At 58.2% G+C, this 24,875-nt stretch carries 19 protein-coding genes and 1 pseudogene; 6 read left to right on the forward strand and 14 right to left on the reverse strand.

The window, feature by feature from the left end; translation table 11 throughout:
• Nucleotides 1–166: 166 nt before the first annotated feature.
• The 5 genes and pseudogenes from NXC24_RS32625 to NXC24_RS32645 form a co-directional block, all read right to left on the reverse strand.
• Nucleotides 167–1,290, reverse strand: a pseudogene (locus tag NXC24_RS32625) (S-(hydroxymethyl)glutathione dehydrogenase/class III alcohol dehydrogenase).
• Between the two features lie 237 nt (nt 1,291–1,527).
• Nucleotides 1,528–2,112, reverse strand: a complete 585-nt coding sequence (locus NXC24_RS32630) for a YceI family protein (RefSeq protein WP_104827956.1) — start codon at nt 2,110–2,112, stop codon at nt 1,528–1,530.
• An 18-nt stretch (nt 2,113–2,130) separates the two neighbouring features.
• Entirely contained in the window at nt 2,131–2,991 is an 861-nt protein-coding gene (locus NXC24_RS32635) for a hypothetical protein (protein ID WP_104827406.1), read from the reverse strand.
• Between the two features lie 353 nt (nt 2,992–3,344).
• Entirely contained in the window at nt 3,345–3,959 is a 615-nt protein-coding gene (locus NXC24_RS32640) for a TetR/AcrR family transcriptional regulator (protein WP_104827407.1), read from the reverse strand.
• 56 nt (nt 3,960–4,015) lie between these two features.
• Nucleotides 4,016–4,546 carry a DoxX family protein gene (locus NXC24_RS32645; RefSeq protein ID WP_348632775.1) on the reverse strand — a complete coding sequence of 177 codons (531 nt, stop codon included), beginning with the start codon at nt 4,544–4,546 and terminating at the stop codon, nt 4,016–4,018.
• On the opposite strand from NXC24_RS32645, the gene NXC24_RS32650 reads away from it, so the two are divergent.
• Nucleotides 4,517–5,623: an alcohol dehydrogenase catalytic domain-containing protein gene (locus NXC24_RS32650; protein ID WP_104827408.1), complete on the forward strand. Its 1,107-nt coding sequence runs from the start codon at nt 4,517–4,519 to the stop codon at nt 5,621–5,623. The two genes, NXC24_RS32645 and NXC24_RS32650, sit on opposite strands and share 30 nt — an antisense overlap.
• Before the next feature lie 257 nt (nt 5,624–5,880).
• Nucleotides 5,881–6,453 carry an S-(hydroxymethyl)glutathione synthase gene (gene gfa / locus NXC24_RS32655; RefSeq protein ID WP_104827409.1) on the forward strand — a complete coding sequence of 191 codons (573 nt, stop codon included), beginning with the start codon at nt 5,881–5,883 and terminating at the stop codon, nt 6,451–6,453.
• A 110-nt stretch (nt 6,454–6,563) separates the two neighbouring features.
• Here gfa and NXC24_RS32660 read toward each other — a convergent pair whose 3' ends face one another.
• A complete protein-coding gene (locus tag NXC24_RS32660; RefSeq protein WP_104827410.1) occupies nt 6,564–7,508 on the reverse strand; it encodes a LysR substrate-binding domain-containing protein in 945 nt (314 codons plus the stop codon).
• A gap of 88 nt (nt 7,509–7,596) precedes the next feature.
• On the opposite strand from NXC24_RS32660, the gene NXC24_RS32665 reads away from it, so the two are divergent.
• A complete protein-coding gene (locus NXC24_RS32665; RefSeq protein ID WP_104827411.1) occupies nt 7,597–9,147 on the forward strand; it encodes a trimethylamine methyltransferase family protein in 1,551 nt (516 codons plus the stop codon).
• A 149-nt stretch (nt 9,148–9,296) separates the two neighbouring features.
• Nucleotides 9,297–10,955 (forward strand): choline dehydrogenase, encoded by a 1,659-nt coding sequence (locus tag NXC24_RS32670; protein WP_104827958.1) that lies wholly within the window; start codon nt 9,297–9,299, stop codon nt 10,953–10,955.
• A 58-nt stretch (nt 10,956–11,013) separates the two neighbouring features.
• Here the strand turns inward: NXC24_RS32670 and NXC24_RS32675 are convergent, their stop codons facing one another.
• On the reverse strand, nt 11,014–11,508 hold the full coding sequence (locus tag NXC24_RS32675; protein WP_104827412.1) for a hypothetical protein: 495 nt from the start codon (nt 11,506–11,508) through the stop codon (nt 11,014–11,016).
• A gap of 215 nt (nt 11,509–11,723) precedes the next feature.
• On the reverse strand, nt 11,724–12,785 hold the full coding sequence (locus NXC24_RS32680; protein WP_104827413.1) for an AraC family transcriptional regulator: 1,062 nt from the start codon (nt 12,783–12,785) through the stop codon (nt 11,724–11,726).
• A 229-nt stretch (nt 12,786–13,014) separates the two neighbouring features.
• Here NXC24_RS32680 and NXC24_RS32685 point away from each other — a divergent pair, with 229 nt between their 5' ends.
• A complete protein-coding gene (locus NXC24_RS32685) occupies nt 13,015–14,166 on the forward strand; it encodes an ROK family transcriptional regulator (RefSeq protein WP_104827414.1) in 1,152 nt (383 codons plus the stop codon).
• 36 nt (nt 14,167–14,202) lie between these two features.
• Here NXC24_RS32685 and NXC24_RS32690 read toward each other — a convergent pair whose 3' ends face one another.
• The 4 genes from NXC24_RS32690 to ssuD form a co-directional block, all read right to left on the reverse strand.
• Nucleotides 14,203–15,411 (reverse strand): ABC transporter substrate-binding protein, encoded by a 1,209-nt coding sequence (locus NXC24_RS32690; RefSeq protein ID WP_348632782.1) that lies wholly within the window; start codon nt 15,409–15,411, stop codon nt 14,203–14,205.
• Nucleotides 15,412–15,511: 100 nt separating this feature from the next.
• On the reverse strand, nt 15,512–17,605 hold the full coding sequence (locus NXC24_RS32695) for an EAL domain-containing protein (protein WP_104827959.1): 2,094 nt from the start codon (nt 17,603–17,605) through the stop codon (nt 15,512–15,514).
• Between the two features lie 490 nt (nt 17,606–18,095).
• A complete protein-coding gene (locus NXC24_RS32700) occupies nt 18,096–19,151 on the reverse strand; it encodes a DUF5324 family protein (protein ID WP_245464110.1) in 1,056 nt (351 codons plus the stop codon).
• Nucleotides 19,152–19,418: 267 nt separating this feature from the next.
• Entirely contained in the window at nt 19,419–20,582 is a 1,164-nt protein-coding gene (ssuD, locus tag NXC24_RS32705) for an FMNH2-dependent alkanesulfonate monooxygenase (RefSeq protein ID WP_104827416.1), read from the reverse strand.
• Nucleotides 20,583–21,108: 526 nt separating this feature from the next.
• Here ssuD and NXC24_RS32715 point away from each other — a divergent pair.
• A complete protein-coding gene (locus NXC24_RS32715; protein WP_104827418.1) occupies nt 21,109–22,326 on the forward strand; it encodes an SfnB family sulfur acquisition oxidoreductase in 1,218 nt (405 codons plus the stop codon).
• Nucleotides 22,327–22,399: 73 nt separating this feature from the next.
• On the opposite strand, the gene NXC24_RS32720 is transcribed toward NXC24_RS32715, so the two are convergent.
• Nucleotides 22,400–23,608, reverse strand: a complete 1,209-nt coding sequence (locus NXC24_RS32720) for an acyl-CoA dehydrogenase family protein (RefSeq protein ID WP_104827419.1) — start codon at nt 23,606–23,608, stop codon at nt 22,400–22,402.
• Nucleotides 23,609–23,686: 78 nt separating this feature from the next.
• Nucleotides 23,687–24,733 (reverse strand): substrate-binding domain-containing protein, encoded by a 1,047-nt coding sequence (locus NXC24_RS32725; protein ID WP_104827420.1) that lies wholly within the window; start codon nt 24,731–24,733, stop codon nt 23,687–23,689.
• Nucleotides 24,734–24,875 lie beyond the last annotated feature (142 nt).

Consider the following 24,875-nt stretch of genomic DNA (forward strand, 5'->3'; position numbering starts at 1 on the left):
GGCGTAGCCGGCTCCTCTATCCCAATCCCCGTCGATGGTGAAAAGACCAAATGGGTGGCGAAAACGAGCAAATCGAACCTATTTTGTCTAGTGCATGAAGGCGCAAATTTGCTGGTTTTCGTCGCACTCAGGACTTCCTAAATCGATTTTTACTTTGCGTCCCTGCTTAATAGACCACGACGCCGCGGATGCTTTCGCCCTTGTGCATCATGTCGAAGCCCTTGTTGATGTCCTCGAGCGGCATGGTGTGGGTGATCATCGGGTCGATCTGGATCTTGCCCTGCATGTACCAGTCGACGATCTTTGGCACGTCGGTACGGCCACGGGCGCCGCCGAAGGCCGTGCCCATCCAGTTGCGGCCGGTGACGAGCTGGAAGGGACGGGTCGAGATTTCCTGGCCGGCGCCGGCAACGCCGATGATGACCGACTTGCCCCAGCCGCGATGCGACGATTCCAGTGCCTGGCGCATCACCTTGGTGTTGCCGGTGCAGTCGAACGTATAGTCGGCCCCGCCGATGAGGTCGCCATTGCGCTTCGTCAGATTGACGAGGTAAGGCACGATGTCGTCGCCGACCTCCTTCGGATTGACGAAATGCGTCATGCCGAATTTCTCGCCCCAGGCCTTGCGGTCGTTGTTGATGTCGACACCGATGATCATGTCGGCGCCGGCAAGCTTCAGGCCCTGCAGGACGTTGAGGCCGATGCCGCCAAGACCGAAGACGATCGCCGTCGAACCGATCTCCACCTTGTGTTGATGACCGCACCGATGCCGGTGGTGACGCCGCAGCCGATATAGCAGATCTTGTCGAAGGGAGCGTCGGGATTGACCTTGGCAACGGCAATCTCCGGCAGCACGGTGAAATTGGCGAAGGTCGAGCAGCCCATATAGTGATGGATCTTGTCCTTGCCGATCGAAAAGCGCGAGGTGCCGTCCGGCATCAGGCCTTGCCCTTGCGTGGCGCGGATCGCGGTGCAGAGGTTGGTCTTGCGGCTGAGGCAGGAATAACATTCGCGGCATTCGGGCGTATAAAGCGGAATGACGTGATCGCCCTTCCTGACCGAGGTGACGCCCGGGCCGACATCGACGACGATGCCGGCGCCCTCATGGCCGAGGATCGCCGGGAACAGGCCCTCCGGATCGGCGCCCGACAGGGTGAAATCGTCGGTGTGGCAGATGCCGGTCGCCTTGACCTCGATCAGCACCTCGCCGGCCTTCGGGCCATCGAGCTGAACGGTCATGACTTCCAGCGGTTTGCCGGCGGCAACGGCTACGGCGGCGCGTACGTCCATGGTTAAAATCCTCCTCGTTTGGTCTGAAGGCAGCTATACGGCGCGCTGCTACGGTTCCAGACAAATCGCATTTAACATACCAAAAAGAATTTGCATACTAAAAAGTATCTGAAATTCGACGATTGATCGACTCATTTTGCGGGCAGATCACGGCTTTCTCCCTGTCATGAAAAAGCACCGTCGATTTCAGCCGACGGTGCCCTGCATGTCTGAATAATCTGAGATCTCGGAGCTTACTTAGCCCTGATGCTCACGGCCTTCAACTTGGATCACCAGATCGACCTCATCGCCGATCATGCCAAGTGCAGCCTTCATCCCAAAATCGCTTCGCTTCACTTTCGTCGTTGCGCTGAAGCCTACGACATGGCTCTTGTCCCAAGGATTCTGGCCTTCCTTGTTGAACGTCACATCCAGGGTTGCGGGCTTCGTCACACCCGCGATGGTGAGATCTCCGACAATTTGGCCTGTCGTATCGGTCGTTTTCTTGAATTCTTTGCCGACGAATGTGATTTCCGGAAACTCCGTAGCATTGAACCAATCGGCCCCCTGGATGTCGCCGTCGCGCTGCTTGTTGTTGGTTGATATTCCCGCAACGCTTACCTTGACGGCGAGACTGCTGGCATCCGGTTTCGCGGAATCGAAATCGAAGGCTCCGGAAAACTCCTTTGCCACGCCGATAACGCGGGAAAAGCCCAGATGGTCGATATAGAATGCTATCCCGGAATGTACGGGATCAATGTCGAACTTCGTTGCCCATGCGGGGTTTCCCGCCAGCGTCAGCAGCGGCGCTGAAAGCAAGAGTGCTGCAAGCCGTTTTTTCATTTCCATCTTCCTCCTCAGTTAAACAGGGAAATCCGTGCCGTAGTTCAGGAACGCCACCAGTGCCGCCAATACGGCCGGCGCGACGGCGAACGTGATGTAGACAACGAGACGGGCAAAGGGCTTTGAAATGCCGATCCGACGGCATACGCGTTCCGAAACGAGCGGCGGGAGCACGACAGACAAGGCAAGCACAGCAAGAGCAACCAAATCGGTCTTGCGGGTAACCAGGACGACGGTGTCTGCGACCGATAGCAGCCCTCCAAGACCTCCCAGATAGGATACAGGCCCGAAGCGAAAGGCGGGCTTGGTCACATGCAGAACCAGAACTCCGAAGGAGGCGGCTGCATAAAGGAGGCAAAGCTGAAAAGTGGAAGACGACGCGCCAAGCAAGGCGATGGGGGCAAAGCCCAATGCGAGCACCGCAACGCCGCCGCCCCGTCTGACATCGTCGTCGCTAGCTTCTCCATTCCCGAAGAGAACGAACGCCATGACGGCTACGCCCGCAGTCGCCGCGAACAAAACCTCCAATGGCGTTGCGCCAAGTATCGGCTGGCCGATATAGAGGGCTGCCACGATAGGTTGGAGCAATGCGAGCATCTTTCCGAGACGCTGCAGCCCGCTGAATTCCAGGACAATTCCGACGACGGTGCCCAATAGAGCGATAAAGAAAATCTTGTTGACCGCACCGACCGGAGGGAATGCGGGTATCTTGTTGTAGACGAACCAATAGGCAGCCAGAAACGAAACCGGCATCAAAAGGTCGGTGGCCAGTATGGCTTTCCGCCATCGCATGAATGCAGAAACCGCTACTGCGCCTGCAATGAAGGCAAGCACAGACGCGGCCATGATCTCCTGCGGGGAGTTGCCGAACCCTAGCATTTGAGCTTTTCCGATTATTACCGAGTAAAACGAAGATCGCACGCGATCTAGCGCGCGTTGCGACGTCCGCGAACGCCCTTAGGCCATGGTGGATGCAGGTTGATTCATTTTTCCCTCCCTTGACCGCCGCTCCTCAACGGCGTGGTCATTCTAACTAAGATACCGTATGGATTTCACATACTATATAGTTTTCGAATTCAAGATAGTCTTCGAAATTTTTGCTGTCAAGTCGGAGAATTGGTTGGCCGGCCAGGGAAAGTGTAAGAGCACACCGCGTCCTGCCCGAATGCCTTGAGGGCGCTCGGACGGGACGCGCGATGGAACCGCCTAAAACTGAGAAGAGGCCGCGTGGCTTAGTTTACGCCTGAGATCGATTTCGCTTCTTGCGAAGAGCGGTACATCGCCCCGAGGACGATCCGCACCATGTCACCCGGCGCGCCGTCCTTCAGGAAGCTCGAAATACCGCCATAGGTCAGCTCAAGGACGATACCGCCGACGTAGAAGGGGGTTGCCGGCGACCGCATCGTGAGATCGAGTTTGCGTATCAGGATTTCACCCACGCCTTCCCACTGATCGCGGAAAAGCTTGATGTGACGATCGCCAAGCGTCTTGTCGTGCTGGGCCATTCTCAAAAGCTCGATTGCGAGCATACCCCACTTGCGATCATCTCCGCGGTTGTTGGCCCAATTTGCCAGCACGTCGATCAATTGCATCGGATCGTCGTATTTCCCCAGAAGATCGGTGAGTTCGACCACGTCCCCGCCCGCATTTCCGGCGAGGAGCTGGAGGAAGATGTCTTCCTTGTTGGTGAAGTTCGAATAGAAAGCGCCCTTCGAATAGCCTGCCTCTTCCGCGATGCGCTCAATCGACGCTCCCGCGTAGCCATACCGGGCCATAACTTCGTAAGCAGACTCGAGGAGCTTTTCCTTCGTCCTAGCCTGACTTTGTTCACGTGTCAGCCGTGCCATCGCGATTCCCGTTCCTGCAGTATCTAGAAACTGACGCGTACCTCAAAATGCAATGATCATACAATAGCCAATAGCAAACAAATGATCGCCCAGAAGATCGGATATTCCGGCCCCATCTTCTGCCAGCGCCAATTCGGGCCATTGATTTTCACAACTGCATAGGCAGCGCCCAGCATAACGACTGCGCCCACCGCCGCAGCCATGCGCGGGTAGATCGAAAAAACGAGACCGATCGCGGCGACGGCTTCCATCACCATCGTGATGCCGACGAACAGTTTGGCGGGACGGAAGCCGGCATTCTCGAAAGTCCCGGCCGCCTTCTCGTAGTGCAGTCCCTTTCCGATCAGGTGGGGCACGAACCAGATGCCGCAAAGGAGGCGGAGCCACTCAACTAGATCGATATGCATTTGCTCCTCCTTGGACGCCCTGGCGTCTTCGTTTTCCTTGGCTGCGAGAAAAATTGTGCCTTCTTCGCTTGCCTTTTCGGATACCAAACGGTATTCACAATCCATATAGAATGTCAATACGATGCGTTTTTTGAGAATGGGAGGATGGTTATGAATACGATGCGTGCTGCGCGGCTGCATGCGGTAGGCCAACCGATGAGCATCGACGAGGTCGAGCGCCCCGTCGCGACCGGCAGCGATGTTGTTGTCCAGGTAAAGGCTTGCGGAATGGTTCCAAACCTTGGGAACGTCCTGGCGAATTGGGAGACGTGGTATCCGCAAATGCCGCTGCCGCCGCGCCCCGCAATTCACGGCCTCGATCCCAGCGGGATCGTCCATGAGGTCGGTCCGCAGGTTGTCAGCATTAAGCCCGGCGATCGCGTATATGTTAATCCGGGGCGCTTCTGCGGGGCTTGCCATCATTGTTCGTCGGGAAAGCCGCAAGCTTGCGAATATTGGACGCTCGGCGGCTATTTTGGCTATAATCCCAAGAGCTTGGAAATGTTCGCACGCTATCCGTATGGCGGCTTCGGCGAATATATGCTCGCTCCCCAGGCGCAGATCGTCAAAATTCCCGACAATATGAGTTTCGTGCAGGGGTCCCGTATGGGCTACCTCGGAACGTCCTACGCAGCGTTGAAAAAGTGCGCCCCTTTGATGGGCAAAACGCTGATCATCAACGGCGCAACCGGAACCTTGGGCCTCGGGGCAACACTGTTCGCTCTGGCGATGGGAGTTGCCAAAATCTACGCCGTCGCCAGAGGCGAGAAGCTGCTCGATAGGCTGAAGGCGATCGCACCCGACAGGATCGTGACGTTTTCCAATGCCAATGGATCCTCCGGAGCCTTCGTCAAGAAACAGACGAACGGCAGCGGCGCCGATCTGATGCTCGATACGCTTGGGGCGAAGGCTCCGCTCGAATCCATGTTGGATGCGATGGGTGGCGTCAAGCGCGGGGGGCGCATCGTGAACATCGGCGGCACCTCCGGCGAGCTCCCCGTGGACGTCAAATGGTGGATGGACGAGCAAATGGAATTGATCGGCTCGGTCTGGTTCACGGCGGCCGAAGGGATGGAGATCGCCGCAATGGTCGAAGCGGGGATCATCGATCTGTCGGTCATGTCGCCGATGGTTTGGCCGATCGAGAAAATCAACGAGGCGATTTCCGGCGTCGGCAAGGACGAGGGCGGCTTCACCTACTACGCCGTCGAATTGTAGTCGGGAGATCAGCACATTCCCATCGGTAACGGTCGAGCGGCTGGGCAAATCCCGAGCCGCGACTGAGGCGATCGTGCGTCAACGCGGGTTGTCGGCCCGACCCTCTGCACGCAGGAGGGTTATGGCCAGTCCTGCGGCTTCATCTCGAGATTCACGAAAGACCTTTGAAGTGGCTGCGGATCGGCTCGCTCCTTGATCCGCCGCCTCGATGTTCAGGAAGCCGGGCATGGGGTCCGGCAATTTAGGAGGAAGCACTGATGGTAAGCATCGGAATACATCCCTATGTGGATGGCGGTCTTCGCAAAAGCGGTTCATCGTTCCCGGGAGGCACATTGGTCTGCGAGTGCACCACAAATCCCGTCCGCATCAGGATAAAGGGTGATATCGCCCACAATCATGCCTGTGGGTGCACGAAATGCTGGAAACCAACTGGCGCGAATTTTTCGATCGTTGCGGTGGCCCCTACCGAGACCGTTGAGGTTCAGGAAAATGGCGACAAACTCGCTGTCGTCGACCCGAACGCCCTTATCCAGCGACATGCATGCCAGGAGTGCGGCGTCCATATGTATGGTCCCGTGGAACGCGACCATCCCTTCAAAGGCCTTTCATTCATCCATCCGGAGCGCTTCGAGGAGAGCGGCTGGTCGGAGCCCGGCTTCGCCGCCTTCGTGTCCTCGATCATCGAAAGCGGTTTCGATCCCAACAAAATGGATGAGGTTCGCGCGAGCCTCAAAGATCTTGGGCTCGAACCCTACGATTGCCTGTCACCCGCATTGATGGACTATATCGCAACCTGGACTGCCAAGAAGAATGGAGTCCTGGCAGCGTAAGATGAGGTAAGCCTCCAAGATCGCTGACGCCTTTGGCTTGCCTCGATCACTCGACCGAGGCGAGCGCCACACTTCTTAGCGAAGGTCAGCTTTTGCGCCAATGGCGGCCGCTATTGCGGACCGGGACGCGCCTTGCTTTCCTCGCGACTGCGTCTTCCTTCCTCCACCAGCCAGTCACGTACGCGCCGTGCCTGCGTGTTCAGTTCCCGCGATTTTGGCCAGACGACATGGAACGCCAGATTGGTGTTCAGGACATGTCCGCCAACGGCGACCAATGCTCCTGAGGCAAGCTGCTCTTCGATCAGGTGCTGCCATCCAAGCGCCACGCCTTCGCCAGCCAGAACAGCCTGCATGACGAGCACGTAGTCGTTGATTGCCAGTCGCCGAGGCTGGGCAGAGTATCGCACGCCCGCGCTCGCGAACCATTCGGACCAGTCGCAGGCGGCTCTGACCGGCTCTTCGAGATGAATCAATGGCAGCGACAAGAGGTCTTCCGGACGCTCCGGACGTCCGCGTTTTTCGACGAAGCCGGGACTGGCAACGGGAAAGACGATCTCCGCGGCGAGCATGGCGGAGTGATAACGCGGCCAGTTTGCCGGGTCACCACCGCGCACGCCGAGCGGGATCGGCTCCTCATCCAGATCGAGATCACGCATGCTGGTCTGGATACGGAGATCGATATCCGGAAGGTCGGCCCGCAGACGCGCTAAGCGCGGCAGCATCCACATGGAACCGAAGGCGGTCGACGCCGCCAGCGTGACGTTCGATTCACGTCCTTTCGTTCGAATGTCTTCCGCCGATTTCTGTATGCGCGATAGTCCGACGGTCACATCCGCGTGGAAGCGCTCGCCTATGTCGGTCAGTTCTACATTGCGATGCCCGCGATGGAAGAGAGGCACGCCAAGCTGATCCTCAAGTTTCCTAACGGCAAACGACACGGCCGCCTGGGTCATGCCGAGTTCCGCGGCGGCCCGGCTGAAATTCTGGTGCCGCCCGGCAGCTTCGAAGATGATCAGCGCCGAGGCTGATGGCAAAAGCCTTCTAAAGGTTTCCATAAGCTCAGTTTATACAAAGGCCAAGTTTTTTCCAGCGTTACAGAACATCGAAGTCGACCTAGCCTCTATTCGGATTATGGAGGCGGATATGACCGAGGCAGCAGTCGACGAAAAGGCTGGCAGACGGGGACGCGGCGGTCGATCCGCGCGGCGGGATGGGGGCTCGAAGCCGCACGGCGTTCCCTATATCGTCCGCAATATTCCGACCTACGACATCCTTTCGGAGGAAAATCTCCAGAAGATCGAACGGACGGCGGATCGCATCCTCGCGGAGATCGGCATCGAATTCCGTGACGATCCGGCAGCAATCGATCACTGGAAGCGGGCTGGAGCTGATGTCGATGGCGTCCGCGTCAAATTCGAACCCGGCATGCTGCGCGAGATCGTCGCTTCGGCTCCGCATGAATTCACGCAGCACGCCCGCAACCCCGCCAACAGCGTCCAGATCGGAAGCGACAAGGTCGTCTTCTCGCCCGCCTACGGCTCGCCCTTCGTCATGGACCTCGACAAGGGCCGCCGCTACGGCACGATCGAGGACTTCCGCAACTTCATCAAGCTCGCTCAGGCGAGCCCTTGGCTACACCATTCCGGCGGAACGATCTGCGAGCCGGTCGACGTGCCTGTCAACAAGCGCCATCTCGACATGGTCTATAGCCACATCAAATATTCCGACCGCGCCTTCATGGGCTCGGTCACGGCAGAAGAGCGAGCCGAAGATTCGATCGAAATGACGCGCATTCTCTTCGGTGCCGACTTTGTCGACCAGAACTGCGTCATCCTCGGCAATGTCAACGTCAACTCTCCACTGGTCTGGGACGGCACGATGACGAAATCGCTGCGGGCCTATGCCCGCGCCAATCAGGCGGCCGTCATCGTGCCCTTCATCCTTGGCGGGGCGATGGGCCCCGTCACCAATGCGGGAGCGATTGCCCAATCCTACGCCGAGACACTGGCGGGCTGCGCGCTCACACAGCTTGAACGCAAGGGCGCTCCGGTCATTTTCGGCAACTTCCTTTCCTCCATGTCGCTGCGCTCCGGGTCTCCCACCTTCGGCACGCCGGAACCGGCGATCGGCTCCATGGTCGTCGGTCAGCTTGCAAGACGATTGAAACTGCCCATGCGCTGCGCAGGCAATTTCACCAATTCCAAATTGCCTGATGGCCAGGCCATGCAGGAAGGCCTGATGTCCATGCTGTCCGCCATCCATTGCGGGGCGAACTTCATCCTGCATTCGGCCGGTTTCCTGGATGGGCTTCTCGCCATGTCCTACGAGAAGTTCGTGATGGACGCTGACCTGTGCGGCGCGCTGCATTCCTATCTCGCAGGCGTCACGGTCGACGACAATACGCTCGCCTTCGATGCCTTCGAAGAGGTCGGCCCCGGCAGCCATTTCCTGGGTTCGGCCCATACGATGCGGAATTACCAGACCGCCTTTTGGGATTCGACGCTTTCGGACAACGAACCCTTCGAGAAATGGAGCGAGGAAGGCGGATCGACTGACATCGCTACCCGCGCCAATCGCCAATGGAAACGAACGCTCGAAGCCTACGAAGCGCCGCCGCTCGATGTCGCCGTTGACGAGGCCCTTTGCGACTTCATGGCGAGACGCAAAGCCTCGATGGCGGACGGCTGGTACTGACGGGAATTCCCGAAGAATGACGGTTTCGAAAGACCTGCTGCAGCCGCTTCGGCTGAGGCATCTACGATGCTGACCCTGATGAGGCGGCACAGAGCACGGGCAAACACGCCGGAAGACGGCATAGCTGATAGAGGGAAGGAAGATTGACCGTGATAGCATCGTCGTCCAAGAGATACGACTATATCATTATCGGCGCGGGAACTGCCGGATGCGTGCTTGCCAACCGCCTCAGCGAAGACGGAACCGCATCGGTTCTTCTCCTGGAAGCCGGGCCGACAGACCGCAACTGGATCATCCGGATGCCCGCGGGTCTGCGTTCGGCGTTCAAGCCGACGAGCAAATATAACTCCTGGTTCAAGACCGTTCCGCAGCCACACCTGAACGACCGCGAAATCGATCAGCCGCGAGGCCGCGTGCTGGGCGGTTCGTCCTCGATCAACGGCATGGTTTTTCTGCGCGGCAATCCCAAGGACTTCGACAACTGGGCTGAACACGACGGCTGTGATGGCTGGTCATTTGCCGATTGCCTTCCCTACTTCAAGCGCGTGGAGCGCCTGGACGCGGGAACGGAACCGTTCCGGTCCGCGCAAGGCAACGTCAAGATCAAGCAGCAGAGGGAACTCGGAGCGCTCAACAGAGCGTTTCTGGATGCTGGTCGTCAGGCGGGCTACGAGGAGGTCTCGGACTTCAACGGATTCCGACAGGAAGGTGTGGGCCGGTTCGACATCAGCGTCAGCCAGGGCGTCCGGTCCAGCTCGTCAGAATCCTACCTTCATTCGCAGCCCTCCAGAAAGAACCTACACGTCCGGACGGATTGCCAGGTTCTGCAAATCCTTTTCCAAGGATCGCGGGCAACCGGCGTCCGGATCAGATGCAACGGTCAGATCTCGGATGTGCATGTTTCACAGGAGGTGATCGTCAGCGCAGGGACATTTGGAAGCCCGCAAATCCTGATACTGTCAGGGGTGGGTCCCGCCGACGATTTGAGGCGACTCGGCATCGACGTTCGCCTGGACTCTCCGAGCCTCGGGCAAAATCTGCATGATCATATCGAAACCCACATTCAGGTCGAATGCGACCTCAAATACAGCCTTAACCAGTACCTCCGGCTCGACAAGATGGTGACAGTAGGTATGCAGTGGTTCGCATTGAAGAAGGGCGTCGCCTCGGTCAATCAGTGCCATGTCGGAGCGTTCCTTCGCAGCGAGCCGACGATCTCGCATCCGAACCTCCAGATTCACTTTTTCCCTGTCTTCTTCGGGCCGAACTGGATTCCCGATTCCCGCAAAGGCGGATATCGGCTCGGCGTCGGTCCCATGCGTCCGGAAAGTCGGGGATCGCTGCGTCTGCGTTCGTCCAATCCGGCAGATTCGCCGCTCATCGATCCGAACTATCTCGCAACCGATCGCGATCGCCTCGAGATGCTGCAGGGCCTTAAGCTCAGTCGCGAAATACTGGCGCAGCCCGCATTCGCTCCCTTCCGCATTCGCGAAGACGCGCCTGGCGAGGCCTGCCGAAGCGATGAGGAATTGCAAGCGTTCATCCGGGCCGACGCGTCAAGTTCCTATCACCCCTGCGGAACCGCGCGCATGGGACGGGCGGACGACCCACGATCGGTGGTCGATCTCGATCTGCGTCTCATCGGAACCGACAACGTTCGGATCGTCGATGCGTCAATCATTCCCTCGATCCCGAGCGCAAACATCAACGCGACGACCTTCATGATCGCCGAGAAGGCGGCCGACATAATCAGACGCCGGCCCCGTCTCTCGCCGACCAAGGTCGACTATTTCAAGGCGCTAGCATAAGGGCAGCCAGTTGCGAGCGAGCGGCGCGACCGCCTCCCGCGACTTCAGAAGAACCACGTCATTCGATCTGAAGGTCGAGCGTGTTTGCAATGGCTTCGTAGTGTTTCGCGGAAGCGGAATTCTTCTCCGCGGCGTATTTGGAGCTGACCCGCCGCGCGGCGTCAGCCGCGATCCGAAATGCGTCGATCCTCACCTGGGGCTCAAGATCGGTTTGGTCGCCGATGTCATCACCGCTGAACTTTCCGGCCCGATATCCGTCACCGAGGTCGACAACACCGAGCTCGGGAACTCCGTCTCGCATCTGCCCGAAGAATGCCGGTCCAATGCGATCACCGTCCCGACGCCGCAACATGCCGGCCCCGGAGGCCTTGCCGTCAACGCAGGCGCCCGTCCAAAAGGTAGGCCCGATCGTCAAGGACGTTGGGATCACGAATTTGCAGTGACTGGCGGGATCCTGCGACCAATGCCAATTTTCCGATCCGGCAATGGCGCGGTCATCGACGAACAGCAGTGCTGCCACTGCAATGCAAGTAGTCAGGAATGTTGCATTCATTCAGGCAAACTCAGGTTGTTTCTTTCGCCATCCACTCGTCAGAAACTCTCGAATATCGGATTCTCCCACCGGTGGCGAATAGAAATAACCCTGTACTATGTAACCACCCGGATCCTTAAGCGCGGCCAATTCTTCCGTTGTCCCAACACCCTCGATGACGCCTCACAAGGCTCGAACGGCCTGTACCGAAATCGTAGAGCGGCATGCCGTAGCCCTCACGTCTGCGCACCTAAAACCTGTGCGGCCTCAGAGAAGTTAACCGCGGCTCGTAAGCGTGTATCTCTCGGGCTTTCCCCAAAAACGCTGCGGTAAACTGCGGAAAACCTGCCCGGATGGAAGAAGCCCCATGTCGTACAAACCTCGTGAACCGACTGCTCATTCAGGGGATCTTGTAGCTGGTTGCGAGCGGCTTGCAGCCTGATTGTGCGCAGATAGTTGCCCGGCGAGGTTCCCCGGAAGGCCTTGAAGCCCATTTGCAGCGTGCGAAGTGAAACGCCGACCTCATCCGCCACCGTCGACATGGTGAAGGGCTCGGCGATGTTGGCGTGCATATAATCAATAGCGCGTCGGACATGCCAAGGTGCGATCCCATGCACTTTCTTGTTTTCCAAATGCCCGGAAAGACGATGCTGGGCAAATCGGATCACAAGAAGCGCGAGCGTTTCGCTTATCGTCGACACGGCAAGGGGCGAGGATAGAAGCGGGCCGCCATTGCGCATGCCCTGCACGATTGTTTGCGCCGTGTTGCCAATAAGCCTGCCCGCGGGCGTTGTGAGGTCCAGAACGGGGTCGAGGTCGAGCGACTCGAGCATCGGCGCTTCGACAAGCGATGCAAGCGTTCGGCTCACCACTTTCCAATCCAGGAAAAGAACGTCCGAGCAGTGCGGATCGCCTTGGACGACACGCTCACCAGCCTCATGGTTGTTGATCATGAGAATACGACCGGGTCCACCTTCGACCGTCCTCTTTCCGACGTTCACTCGAAAGGATCCGGTGTGCGGAATGTTGAAGGCAAGATGTTGGGGAGTTTCATCGAGCGTTCGAACTTCCCAGGGAGCCCGGTAGATCGAATGAAGCGCTGTCAGCGTTCCACTTCTTCTTAGATCCGCCGCCCAGGAAAAGGCCCGATCATTGCCCAGCGGCTTCGCGTCAAAGACTCCATAACCTGTCGTAAAGGCTTGCACCATCGATTCGAAGTCACTGCCTTCATGCGTCGGCGTAAAGCCATAATCACGCTCGCGGGGGCGCGCTGGATTTTCAGATCTCAACCATACCATGCAGCTCGATTCTTTCTCCTTTCCACAACCCGCCGGCCAAGCACCCTCTCCTGCTACACCCGGAAATAGTCCCCCTCGTCCCGCGAAATGCCCGCATCTCGGCTGGTTTGGCCGACCTTGATGAGGTAAGCAGGACCTACAAATACGGGGTCAATCCTCGGTTTGACAGAAGCAGAGCATTTCCCTCGGCAAGTTTCACACTTGCAGTGTAAATCAAAATGATGCGAAAATGAAGTACGTTCCTCTAAACCATGTGGCTGCACATTTTTTGCGGGATGCTCAACCAGCGCGTGTTGCGTCACGCAACGAACGAGATCTGTTGCGACTGATCTGGAAGTCTCCCGGGATAGAGCGCTCCGATCTGACCGAGCCGCTCGATCTGACCCAGCAATCGTTGCATAGGATTGTTTCGCGGCTTCACGATCGAGGGATGATTGTTTTTTCTCCATCGGAGACTCGACGTCCCGGACCGCCGAGCCCCGAGCTCACTCTTTGCAGGGACTGGTGCTTGACCCTCGGCATCTCGGTGAACGTCGGCTCGATCGGCCTTTGCCTCATGGGTTTCGGAGAGCCCTTGGAACACATGGAGATTGCGCAGGCCGGATCGTCGCTGTCCGCGGAGATGGGTCGGATCGAAGCGGCGGTCGAAGAGCTTCTTGCCCGCCGGGGCGCCAAGCGGCGGAACGTCCTCGGTGTCGGTCTGGCGGTCGCAGGCCATCGTATGCTGGACACGGCCTTCAATTGTCCTTTGCCGCTTGCTCACTGGTCATTGATCGACCTGGCGCCTGTGCTTGGAGAGCAACTCGGCTTGCCAGTCTGGGCCGACAATGTCGCCAGAACCGCCGCTTTAGCCGAAGCAATTTTCGGCGTCGGCCGCAACACCGCCGATTTCGCTTATATTGCCCACCTGCATGGCTACGGCGGTGGCCTCGTTTCCGGCGGCATGCCGTTTCGCGGCAGTTTCGGTAACGCCGGCGAATTTTCCGTTCTCTTCAACCGTCCGGACTACGAAGAGCGCCCTGCACTCAGCCTGTTGCTTGAACATCTGCGTGCTAAAGGGCGGGTGGATTTGACGCTGAAGGACCTAAAAAACGAGCGCTTGATGGATTGGGACGGCGTTGCTGAGTGGGTCGACCGCGTCGCCCCGGCTCACAATCGCGCCATCAACGCGATCTGCGCGGTCTTCGACCCAGCCTTGATCGTCCTTGGCGGTGAGCTTCCTCATTCGCTGGCAAGAATGCTTATCGAACGGACGGAATTCAACAATCTGCCTCGGCATGGCGTATTGCGCGACGTCCCCAGGCTTGCCGTGGCGCAGGTCATCGATGCCCCCGGCGCAATCGGTGCGGCCTTGATCCCGCTATTCGAGACCGTTTTGTAAGATTATAGAAGCCAGGCGCTTTCGTATCCTCCCGGCTTATCGCTGCATCAAGATATCGTACAGCCGCTTCTGCGCCTCGTTGGGAGACATGTTCTTGTTGTTAAAGAAGTCGCCGACCACGCCAATCCAACCTTCCGACATCTGGCTGGGCATAGCTTGCGACTGGGCGCTGACCTCGCCCTTCTTCGCCCGGATCATTTGCAATCCAAGCTGACCGCAGCGATCGAGACCTGTCGGATCGACATCGGTGCGAACCGGAAGAGATCCCTTGATCCGGCTGAAAGCAACTTGATCGTCTCGATCAAGGATCATGCGCGCAAACGCCTTTTGCGCATCTGCCGTGCCATCGCGGTTGGTCAGCGGAAAGGCGAAGGCATCGATGACCATGAAATACGCAATTGAGGTGCCGGGAACGAGCGAGCAGTCGAAGTCATTATCGACCGCATAGCCCCGTGCGATAAGTTCGCCTTTCGCCCAATCGCCCATGAACTGCATGCCAGCTTGACCAGCACCAACCGCTGCCGTGGCATCTGCCCAGGTCTTGTCTTTTCGCGTGGCGAACGGCTCCACATATTGCGACAACCGCGAAAGCATTTCCAATGCCTCGATCATACGCGGATCCTGGACCAAGGCCGCGTCACCACTCATAAGGCGCGCATATCCCTCGGGCCCGAATTTATGATAGATGATGTCGTTGAAAATGAGGGACACTTCCCACCGTGTACCGCCGAGTGCAATCGCAACATGTCCGGCGGCTTTGATCTTTTCGGCGACGGTGAAAATATCATCCCATGATGTCGGCACGCTCAAGCCGGCATCATTGAATACCTTTCTGCTTGTCCATAGCCAGTTTTCCGCATGAATATTGGTCGGCGCGAAGTACACTTTTCCTTGGTACGATATCCGCTCAAGGACCGTCGCGGGAATGATGTCCCGCCAGTGATCTGCCTGCGCAACGTCGTCAATATCCTGCACGATTCCCATCTCTGGCAGTTCGCGCGATCCGATATTCGCGTTCCATTGCATCACCGCCGGCGGATAGCCATTGGCGATACGGTCGCTGACCATGCGCTGGACGGCGACCTTGTTCTGAGCAGGCATGTCAGCCCACTGATTGCCAGACGCCGTCCAGGCTTTTCGAAACACATCGAGCGCTGCAGATTCACTTTTCGATATCCAGAAATGCACGACGTCCACCGACATTCCCTCGCCGGCAAGCGCTGGCATCGAAGTGCCTGTGACCATCAAAGCAACCGCAAGCCATGCCCGCATCGTTCTATTCATCTGCTGTTCCGTCATCGATAAGTGTCGTTCGATCCGCCAAATGCGGAAGTCCTTTTGAAAGTTACGCTACGATCCGCCGCTTGCGCAGCGGTGCGATGGGCGTGCCCCGGTCAGCGGCAGTCAGGCGGTCAACCGCCGCCGAGGCGGGTTCGGGCTTGGCAAACAGATAGCCCTGACCGATCTCGCAGCCGGCGCGCAGAAGGAAATCGCGCTGCGTTTCGGTTTCGATGCCTTCCGCGACACAGCGCTTGCCGAGACTGCGGGCAAGATCGATCATCGCCCGCACGATCTGCTCCGATCGGACATCGCTGCCGAGATGGGCAACGAAACTGCGGTCGATTTTCAGTTCATCGAATGGAAAGTCACGCAAATGCACGAGTGACGCGAAGCCGGTACCGAAATCATCCAGGGATACCGACATGCCCCGTTTCCGAAAACAGGTGATCGTCTCCAATATCTGGCTGGAGCCACGATTGAGGAACACATCCTCCGTCACTTCGACGGCAAAATCGGGCCATTCAAGCTCATTGGCTTTGATCGCCGCAGCAATGAGATCGTAGCCGTCGCCACCGACCAGCAGGACCTCCGGAAGGTTGATGGCCACCGATCCCGGACGCAGCCCGGCAATCTTCCACGCCTTGAGGTCCCGTGCGACTATATTGACGACGCAACGCGTCATGCTGCTAATGAAGTGGGATCCTTCCATGAGCGGCAGAAAGCGCCCCGGCGGGAGGATGCCGAGCCGAGGATGATGCCAGCGCACCAACGCCTCGAATCCCAGGTGTTCTCCTGATTCAAGATTCACTTTCTGCTGATAATGGACCACGAATTCGTTCCGGTCAGCGGCGAAGGCCAGGGCGGCTGCTAGTTGGTTCTCCTCAAGACGTTGCGCAAGGGATGCTTCGTCGAAGATCACTGCGGTATTGCGCTTGGCTTTGGCGGCATAAAGCGCCAGATCGGCAACGCGCATCAGCGTTGCTTCCTCTGCGGCATGCGTCGGTACAACCGCTCCGCCTATGCTAGCTGAGACCGGTAGAACCCGGCCGTCGAAACGAAATTCCGTTGCAATCGCTGCGACCGCGCGCTTGGCGAGCGCTTCCAGCGGCGTAAGATCGGAAAGCCCGGGGAGCAGAATGGCAAACTCGTCGCCGCCAAGCCGCGCCACGATATCGGTGGAACGAAAGGTTCCTTTAAGCGTGTGAGCGACATGGCGTAGGACTGCGTCACCCGCCGGGTGTCCCAAACTGTCGTTGACGCCCTTGAAATGATCGAGATCGACCAGCAGCATCGAAAAGCCCGTACCGGTTTGGGCGAGCGACACAAAAGACTGGTTCAGCGCTTCGTTGAAGGAGGAGCGGTTGTTGAGACTGGTAAGCGCATCGGTGTGGGCTTGATGGGTTAACCTGGTCTCGAAATCCATGGTTCGCCGGTGCTCGTTGCGAAGCTTCTTCAGAAGCGGCATAAAGAGGACAGCAGTCGCCAGAATGAGCGCCGTGGCTGTCAGGGCAAGGAGCACCGCGCTGATCAGGCGCGCATGATCTATGCTTCCATCGCTGCGATCATGCGAACTGTCGATCAACTCGCTGAACCGACGCATGAGGAAGCTATCTGAAGACGCCGCAAAATCGATCGGCCCCCAGAAGGAATAGCGCTGACGCCTGTCCTCCAATTTTGTCGACACGACCCTGTCGGCCCGTTCGAGAAAATCCTCCAGTCGCCCTGCAAGTTCGACCCGCATCTTTTCCGATGCGACATCGCGCGGATTGAGCTTCTCCAGCAGATTCCGCTCCAACCTGTCATGCAACTCATTTAGCTGTCCGCTCATGGCGCGGATGTCGCCGATTGCCTTTCGAACGTCGTCAACCATCGGCTCGATGATGTATTCAGGCATATCCGGGTTGATCGAGGCGCTCATAACGGCGCGCGTCTGATTGGCAAGCTGCTGAAAGCGGATGAACTGGCGCCCCGTAAGATAGCTGATGTCCTGCTGCAGCGAATGGCGATCCAGTGCGATCTCGACGGTCTGATACGTCGCACCGATCAGCATCGTCATGACAATCACAGCGGCGACATAGTGCCGACCGATGGATCGAATATATCCCTCCAACGAGGAGTGGCGTTTGTCAGGCGGGGCGGTCTCGGCGATTTTCGGCATGTCGATCGGATTGGCGCTCGTAGAAACCACCGACTTGGCTGCCGTGAGGGCGCCCTCCGGCTGCCACTCGACATGAGACGCATTGCGCAAAAGTAAGGGCAGCTTCATGGAGATCCTCGTGGCTGCAACGAGAACTGCCATCCATCCGGTCAGTTCTCATTGGGAGAGCCGCGCGACTCATTCGAGCGGAGACTGCAGCGCTCAGCGTCCGGATATCCGAGGGTCGGTGCTGCAGGTGCATTAACCCTTGAAAAGTTTAATAGAATGCTGTGCATGCCATCCCGCACCGCCCTTGTTGCGCAATATGGATATGGCACGAAAAAAATGGATAATTCTGACTAGGCGTCGACCCACAAACCTCATTTGCCAAGTAGACGGCTAGAGCTGCCCTTTGGATATTCGTTTGTCGTGCTCCACTGGCGGCGAATGGACATCATGCCGAGATAAACGCGAGCTCTTAGGGAGCCCGCGTCAGGCAGAATTCAATCCATCACTTCCAGCTCGTGTAGTCTGAAGCGGTGCATCCGAAAGGCGCCCGTTGATCGCCGAAACGCTTCTTGAGCTGATCGCAGCCCCATCGGTTAAGGGGAACCGGCATCATATTGTTGATATCCATGGCGGGCGAAGTGAACTGCGAATCCGCGCTGGTCACATACCAGAGCCAATAGCCAAAAACGCCACCGGCGATCAGCAGCACGACGAGGAAGAATCTGGCGAACCGCGCCCAGATGGTCGGCCCTTTCTTTCTCTGCGCGAGGAGCTGCGGTGGGCGCCCGCCGAGTTCGGCAACCAGCGGAGCAAGGGCTGTTGCTCGCTCTTCCGCCGCCATCTCAATTCGCTCCAGACGCTCATCGAGAAGTACCGGTAGAGCCGTGCCTCCATGCCACACGGCGAGTGCCACGGCCTTGCCGCCCTTTTCGCCGATGAGCAGAGGTTCCTGCCCGGGCTCGAATTGTGTCTGCGCCGTTCGTCCGGTCTTTCGGCCGGCTATCTTATCCGCATAAGTCACCGCCAATCGCTCGCGCCGCCGATCGAATGCCGTGATTTCCACCGGGACCGGCACGAGTTGAGCGGGACGGCGCAGTTGCCCGCGGATACGCATGGCACGCAAGATTTGAAAAATTATGGTGATGGAGGCGCCGCCGAGAACAGCAACGAAAACGACAAGCGTTATGATTCGGTTCCAGAGCATATCAATGCCGATGCTAAGGGTCGCCAAATCCGGGTGGTCCCCGGAAATGACAAGATTCGTTTCATAATCACCGACATGGAGGTCGACAAACATGATCTCGACATCCGTGTCATAGGTCTGAGCATTGTACGTATAGTTGAGATGAGCCGAGCAGGTGGTAAACAAGCCCTTTTGGGTCGAGCATTTTCCGTCTCGAATATCCCCGCTATCAAGCATGACGGGATTTTGATTGATCACCCAATCCCTCAGGATGCCCGGCACTTCATAAACCGCCATGAAAACGGTCAGGCCGATCACTATCAGCAACGAGAAGTAGCTGATTTTCGGCGTTGAAATCACACCCTGAGCAAGCACGAGAGCTCTTTGCGGGAGCTATATCGTCGGGGATGTGATCATTGTCAGCCTGAAACTCCGAGTGGGGTTCGACTTTGCGCCCACATTTTTCAGCACGGAAAAATAGACATTTTTCCAGGAAGCTCAATATTCGGTTGTGTGACATCCACTGACTTCATGGGCGACCACAAGCATTTTGGCGGCCGCCGGCGAGCGAGGTCCGATGCAGTTTCGGACTCGGCCGGCGGTTCGTCCAACCGCGGTTCTACGACCTCTTCCCGTCCCGCCTTACTGCCTTTTGAATGCCGGCTTGTGATCACCGGCGATGGTCTCGCCAAATGGACCGGTATTGACCAATGAACTTGCGGCCTTGACGGGATGGGCAAGTGGCAGATGAGGCAGAACCAGTTCGCCGAAGCGATAGGCCTCCTCCAGATGCGGATAGCCCGACATGATGAAGGTATCGATGCCGATCTCGCGGTATTCTTCCATCCGCTGCTTTATCTGATCCGGGTCGCCGACGAGCGCGGTGCCTGCGCCGCCTCTGACCAGGCCGACACCTGCCCATAGATTTGGACTGACCTCGAGCTTGTCTCGCTGACCGCCATGCAAGCGGCTCATGCGGCTTTGGCCGACGGAATCCATTCGCTCGAACACTTTCTGTGCCTTGGCGATCGTCTCGTCGTCCAGAAATTGAATGAGGTCTTCGGCAGCCTGCCATGCCGCGGCGGCCGTCTCACGCACGATAACGTGCAGCCGGATACCGAAAGTAACCTCACGGCCCTCCCTGTCCGCCAGCGCCCGCACCTCGGCGATTTTCTTCGCCACCTCTTCCGGCGGCTCTCCCCATGTCAGGTACTTGTCGATAGTGCGGGCGGCGATTTCCTGCCCGATGCCGGAAGAGCCACCGAAATAAAGCGGCGGATGTGGCGTCTGATACGAAGGATAGAGCACCGAGCCATTTTCAATGTCGAAATGCTTTCCCTTATGGTTCACCGTCTCGCCACGCAGCAGCGCCTTGTATATGTGGAGAAATTCCTCCGTGATCTCGTAACGCTCGCTATGCGCATAGTGGATGCCATCGCCTTTGTTCTCGACGGGATCGCCACCTGTGACGACATTGATCAGAAGCCGGCCCTCCGAGATGCGGTCGAGCGTCGCCGTCATACGCGCGGCGAGCGTCGGCGAAAGCAGACCTGGCCTCACGGCAATCAGATAGCGCAGCTTCTCCGTCAGCGGCGCCAGCGCAGAGGCAACCACCCAACTATCCTCGCAGCTTTTGCCGGTCGGGATCAGCACACCGTAATATCCAAGCGAATCCGCTGCTTGGGCCACTTGCTTCAAATAGGCGAGATCCACATTCCGCCCGCCGAACGAGGTGCCGAGATAGCGGCTATCGCCATGGGTCGGCAAAAACCACAGAACATTGACCTTTTCGGGAGCGGAGCTCATCGGAATGTCTCCAGAATAAGCGAGTGCGCGCCCAGCAGCCTTGCGACCCCAAACCTTTTCGTAGTGCTCATGTCAGACCCTCTATGCAAGATTTGCCGAGGGTATGAAGCTTCACGCTTAATACATAGAATTAGTGTTCTATTTTATCCGCAAATTGCAGAAGAAGATGGTTCAGGTGATTGCAATCGAGCAATGGCGTGCCGCGAGCGGAGCGAGGCGCACTGGCATTCTGCGAATGCTAGATCGCGGTTCGCCAAGGCTGGTGCCGCTTTCACAGACCAAATTCGTTTTTGAAGGAGGCGCGCGGAATTTCGACGCGTCTCCAATGTCCTGCTAAGGCAGGTTGGCTTCCCGAAGGATTGCCAGAAGCTTCGCGCAATCTCGATGGCCCGTACGCCGCTCAACGCGTCGAACACGGGTCGCCGGAGCAAGACTTTCCAAATTGTATTAAAACTATAGAAATTACCGCCTTAAGAAATGCGCTGACTTCGCGCACCTATTACCCGTTATTTCAAGGAGGCCCCCAATGACCGTAATAACGGGACGCATAGCGCCTACCCGGCTTGTGCCCACTCGATTGGAGAGCGACGAAGAGGCGATTGCGGCGGCCCGCACACTCGCCGGTCGGTTCGCCGCGAGCGCCGCCCGGCGGGATGCTGATCGCATTCTGCCTTTCGACGAGCTCGATCAACTGTCACAGTCGGGGCTTCTCGCAATTGCCGTGCCAGCCGAATATGGCGGGCTGGACGTGTCGAATTCGGTGCTCGCCGAGGTGACGGCGATCATCGCCGAGGCTGACGGCTCCATCGGCCAGATCCCTCAAAACCATTTCTACATTCTGGAGGCGCTGCGAACGGACGGAACCGAAGAGCAGAAGCGCTTTTTCTTTGGCCGCGCGCTCGCCGGCGACCGCTTCGGCAATGCGCTGTCGGAGCGCGGAACGAAAACGGTTGGTCACTACAATACCCGGATAGTGGGTGACGGCTCCGGCTACCGCTTGAACGGGAGAAAATATTATTCGACCGGCGTGCTTTTTGCCGATTGGATCACAGTTTTCGCGCTTGATGCGGATGACAGGTTAGTCATGGCTTTCGTGCCGAAGGGGACGGAGGGCGTAGAAATCGTCGATGACTGGGACGGCTTCGGTCAACGCACGACGGGCAGCGGCACGACTGTTCTCAATAATGTTTACGTCAGCGCCGACGCGGTCGTGCGCCATCACAAGGGGTTCGAACGACCGACGACGATCGGCTCGGTCGGCCAGATCATCCATGCCGGCGTCGATCTCGGTCTTGCGCGGGCCGCCTTCGCCGAGACGATCAGCTTCGTGCGCACCAAGTCCCGCCCCTGGATGGATAGCGGCGTGGACAAAGCGTCGGACGATCCACTCACGATCGCTAAGGTCGGCCAGATCGCGATCAAGCTCGAGGCTGCAGCCGCACAGGTCGAACGCGCCGGCACCAAGGTCGATGCTGCCCAAATCGAAACGACTGAAGAGAGGGTCGTCGAGGCGACGATCGCCGTTGCCGCAGCAAAGGTGTTGACGACGGAGATCGCCATCGAGGCTTCCAATACCCTCTTCGAACTCGCCGGCACCTCATCCGTGCAATCGGGCCTCAATCTCGATCGCCACTGGCGCAACGCCCGTACGCATACGCTCCACGACCCCGTGCGCTGGAAATACCATGTGGTCGGCAACTATTATCTGAACGGCGTCCTGCCGCCAAAGAACGGTGCTCTCTAACTCCTCCCCGGGCAAACGAAAGCCCCATGCATGCCTTCAGGCATGGGGCTTTCGTTGAGGGCTAAGCCACCGATCAGCTATAGAGGCTGACGTCCGGAATCTTGTCGTTCAAGACGAATTCGCCGACTTCCTTGGCTTTGTAGAAGACCGGGTCATGAAGCGTATGGGTGCGCACATTGCGCCAAAAGCGGTCGAACCGGTATTTGTCGGCAGTGGAGCGCGCGCCCGTCAGCTCAAAGACGCGAGACGTGATGTCGAGCGAGATATTGGTCGCGTGGACCTTGGCTGCATAGGCTTCGGCCGCCGCCGCGCCGCGTTCGCGGGCGGTGACGGAATGCCCCTTTGCAAGCTCTGTTTGAACGGCTGCGGCAGCACTGTCCGCCAAGGCCGTTGCAGCCTTTAGCGAAGCTGTGAATTCTCCGACACGTTCGAGAATATAGGGATCGTCGGCGGCGCGCTCGACGCCTGACGTGACCCAGGGCCGCGTCGTCGCGCGCACATAGTCGAGCGCTGCCTGCAATGCCCCTTCGGCTGTACCGAGATAGAAATTGACGAAGACCAACTGGATCAGAGGCGTATTGAAGGTCGAAAGCACCGGGGGTGCCGCATCCGGCGCGACTGGCTGGCCGACAAAATCCTCGGTATAGACAGGGAAGTCGCGGAAATCGACGCTGCCGCTGTCCGACAGGCGCTGGCCGAAATTGTCCCAGTCGTCATTGGCGATATAGCCCGGCCGGTTGGTGCGGATGGTGAAGCCGACGATCTTGTCGTCCAATGCGGCGTTTGCATTGATGTAATCGGAGACATGGGCGGCCGTCGAAAAGGTTTTCCGCCCGTTCAGGACGTAGCCATTGCCGCGCCGTGTTAGAACCAGCCCCGGATCGCGCGGATTGACGGCGGCTCCCCAATAAAGGTTTTCCGCGACCGTCTCTTCGCCGAGCGCATTGGCGCGCACGGGATCAAGCGCCCAGTAAATGTACTGGCTGTTGACGAAGTGATAGCCCAGGAGCTGCCCGATGGAGCTTTCGCCCCTGGCAAGTATGCGCACCAAGCGCAGGCCATCGACCCAGTCCAGCCCGCCGCCGCCGATCTCCCGCGAATGCAGCGCGTTCAGCAATCCGGCCTTCTTGAGTTTGATAATCTCGGCAAGAGGAGGTCGGCCCTCGCGATCGAGTGCAGCGGCACGCTTGGAAAGATCCGCAGATATCTCAATGGCACTGTCGAAAAGGTCCTTGCGTGTCGTGCCCGGATTGGTCGCGAAAAGGACGTTGGACTGGCTCATGGATAGAGAACTCCCGTTCTATGAAACAAGACCGATGACGGTCGTGCGATCGTCACCGGAAGATCGATCTGGCCGAGCCTAGAAAAGCTTGGCCGGGATCCAGCTTGCGGTTGCGGCGTCGCTGGTGCTGAAGGCCGGGATTTTCTGCGCGAGCTCCTCGATCGTCTTGACGCCGGCTGCCCGCAGCGACTCCTGGGTCAGGAGCGCTGGCTTGACCGAGATCTGGTGGGGAACATCCTGCCCGGCGATCTGCAGCGCCGCGGCACGGACCGAGACCGCCCCGACCACGGCCGGATTGGTCGCGACCGTCGCCACCCAGGGGCTGCCATCCGCGGTGATCTCCTGGATATCGGCGGTCGATACATCAGCCGAATAAATCTTCAATTTGCCGACAATGCCGAGGTCGGAAGCGGCAAGCTTTACCCCGCGGGCAAATTCATCGTAGGGCGCAAAGACGACGCTGATATCCGGATTGGCCGTCAGCGCGGCCTTTGCCTGGTCGGCTGTGGACGTTGCGGTCGTATCGCTGACATTGCCGAAACGGGCCTTTTCAACGACGCCCGCATTCTCGGCCTTGAACTTGTCCCAGATCTCGTTGCGGCGATCGAGCGGCGCAAAGCCCGCGACATAGACATAACCGGCATTGAACTTGGTGCCGTTATCCTTGACGGCCTGTTTCAGGGCGAGGTCGGCAATCTCGTGGTCGCTCTGCTCGACCTGCGGGATTTTCGGATTGTTGAGATTGACGTCGAATGCGACAACCTTGATGCCCTTGTCGAGCGCCTGCTGCACGACGTCGCCGAGCGATTCCGGCAAGCCATGGTCAATGACGATGCCGGACACACCGAGATTGATGGCCTGCAAAATCTGCTCACGCTGTTCGGCAGCATCCTGCCGTCCCGGGAAGACACGCAGGTCGATGTCGAGAGACTTTGCCTGCGCTTCGGCACCGGCCTGATAGGCCTGGAAAAAGTCGCCTGCCGATATGTAGCTGATCAGCGCAACCTTGACGCCGCCCTTGTCGAAGGGAACAGGCGCGCCGGCAATGCCTCCGGCAACAGCAGCTTGCGTAAACAGGAATGGAATGGCAGCGGCAGACAGAGCGAGCTGTGCGAGGGGTTTCATTGTCGCGATCCTCTTGATCAATCAAATGCGTCGTCTCACGGGTCGGCAGCTCCAGCGACGCAAATTTATTAGATATAAAGCCTATAAATTTAGTAGATTAAATCATCTGATTTTGGCGAAATTGCTAGATTCTTTGTTTCCT

Source organism: Rhizobium sp. NXC24, assembly GCF_002944315.1.
Classification (GTDB): Bacteria; Pseudomonadota; Alphaproteobacteria; order Rhizobiales; family Rhizobiaceae; genus Rhizobium.

Coding starts and splice junctions, on each gene's coding strand:
- NXC24_RS32630 (WP_104827956.1), bottom strand. CDS start 2,112: ATGAAAAAACGGCTTGCAGCACTCTTGCTTTCAGCGCCGCTGCTGACG.
- NXC24_RS32635 (WP_104827406.1), bottom strand. CDS start 2,991: ATGCTAGGGTTCGGCAACTCCCCGCAGGAGATCATGGCCGCGTCTGTG.
- NXC24_RS32640 (WP_104827407.1), bottom strand. CDS start 3,959: ATGGCACGGCTGACACGTGAACAAAGTCAGGCTAGGACGAAGGAAAAG.
- NXC24_RS32650 (WP_104827408.1), top strand. CDS start 4,517: ATGAATACGATGCGTGCTGCGCGGCTGCATGCGGTAGGCCAACCGATG.
- NXC24_RS32645 (WP_348632775.1), bottom strand. CDS start 4,546: ATGCAGCCGCGCAGCACGCATCGTATTCATAACCATCCTCCCATTCTC.
- gfa (WP_104827409.1), top strand. CDS start 5,881: ATGGTAAGCATCGGAATACATCCCTATGTGGATGGCGGTCTTCGCAAA.
- NXC24_RS32660 (WP_104827410.1), bottom strand. CDS start 7,508: ATGGAAACCTTTAGAAGGCTTTTGCCATCAGCCTCGGCGCTGATCATC.
- NXC24_RS32665 (WP_104827411.1), top strand. CDS start 7,597: ATGACCGAGGCAGCAGTCGACGAAAAGGCTGGCAGACGGGGACGCGGC.
- NXC24_RS32675 (WP_104827412.1), bottom strand. CDS start 11,508: ATGAATGCAACATTCCTGACTACTTGCATTGCAGTGGCAGCACTGCTG.
- NXC24_RS32680 (WP_104827413.1), bottom strand. CDS start 12,785: ATGGTATGGTTGAGATCTGAAAATCCAGCGCGCCCCCGCGAGCGTGAT.
- NXC24_RS32685 (WP_104827414.1), top strand. CDS start 13,015: ATGAAGTACGTTCCTCTAAACCATGTGGCTGCACATTTTTTGCGGGAT.
- NXC24_RS32690 (WP_348632782.1), bottom strand. CDS start 15,411: ATGGTCACAGGCACTTCGATGCCAGCGCTTGCCGGCGAGGGAATGTCG.
- NXC24_RS32695 (WP_104827959.1), bottom strand. CDS start 17,605: ATGCCGAAAATCGCCGAGACCGCCCCGCCTGACAAACGCCACTCCTCG.
- ssuD (WP_104827416.1), bottom strand. CDS start 20,582: ATGAGCTCCGCTCCCGAAAAGGTCAATGTTCTGTGGTTTTTGCCGACC.
- NXC24_RS32715 (WP_104827418.1), top strand. CDS start 21,109: ATGACCGTAATAACGGGACGCATAGCGCCTACCCGGCTTGTGCCCACT.
- NXC24_RS32720 (WP_104827419.1), bottom strand. CDS start 23,608: ATGAGCCAGTCCAACGTCCTTTTCGCGACCAATCCGGGCACGACACGC.
- NXC24_RS32725 (WP_104827420.1), bottom strand. CDS start 24,733: ATGAAACCCCTCGCACAGCTCGCTCTGTCTGCCGCTGCCATTCCATTC.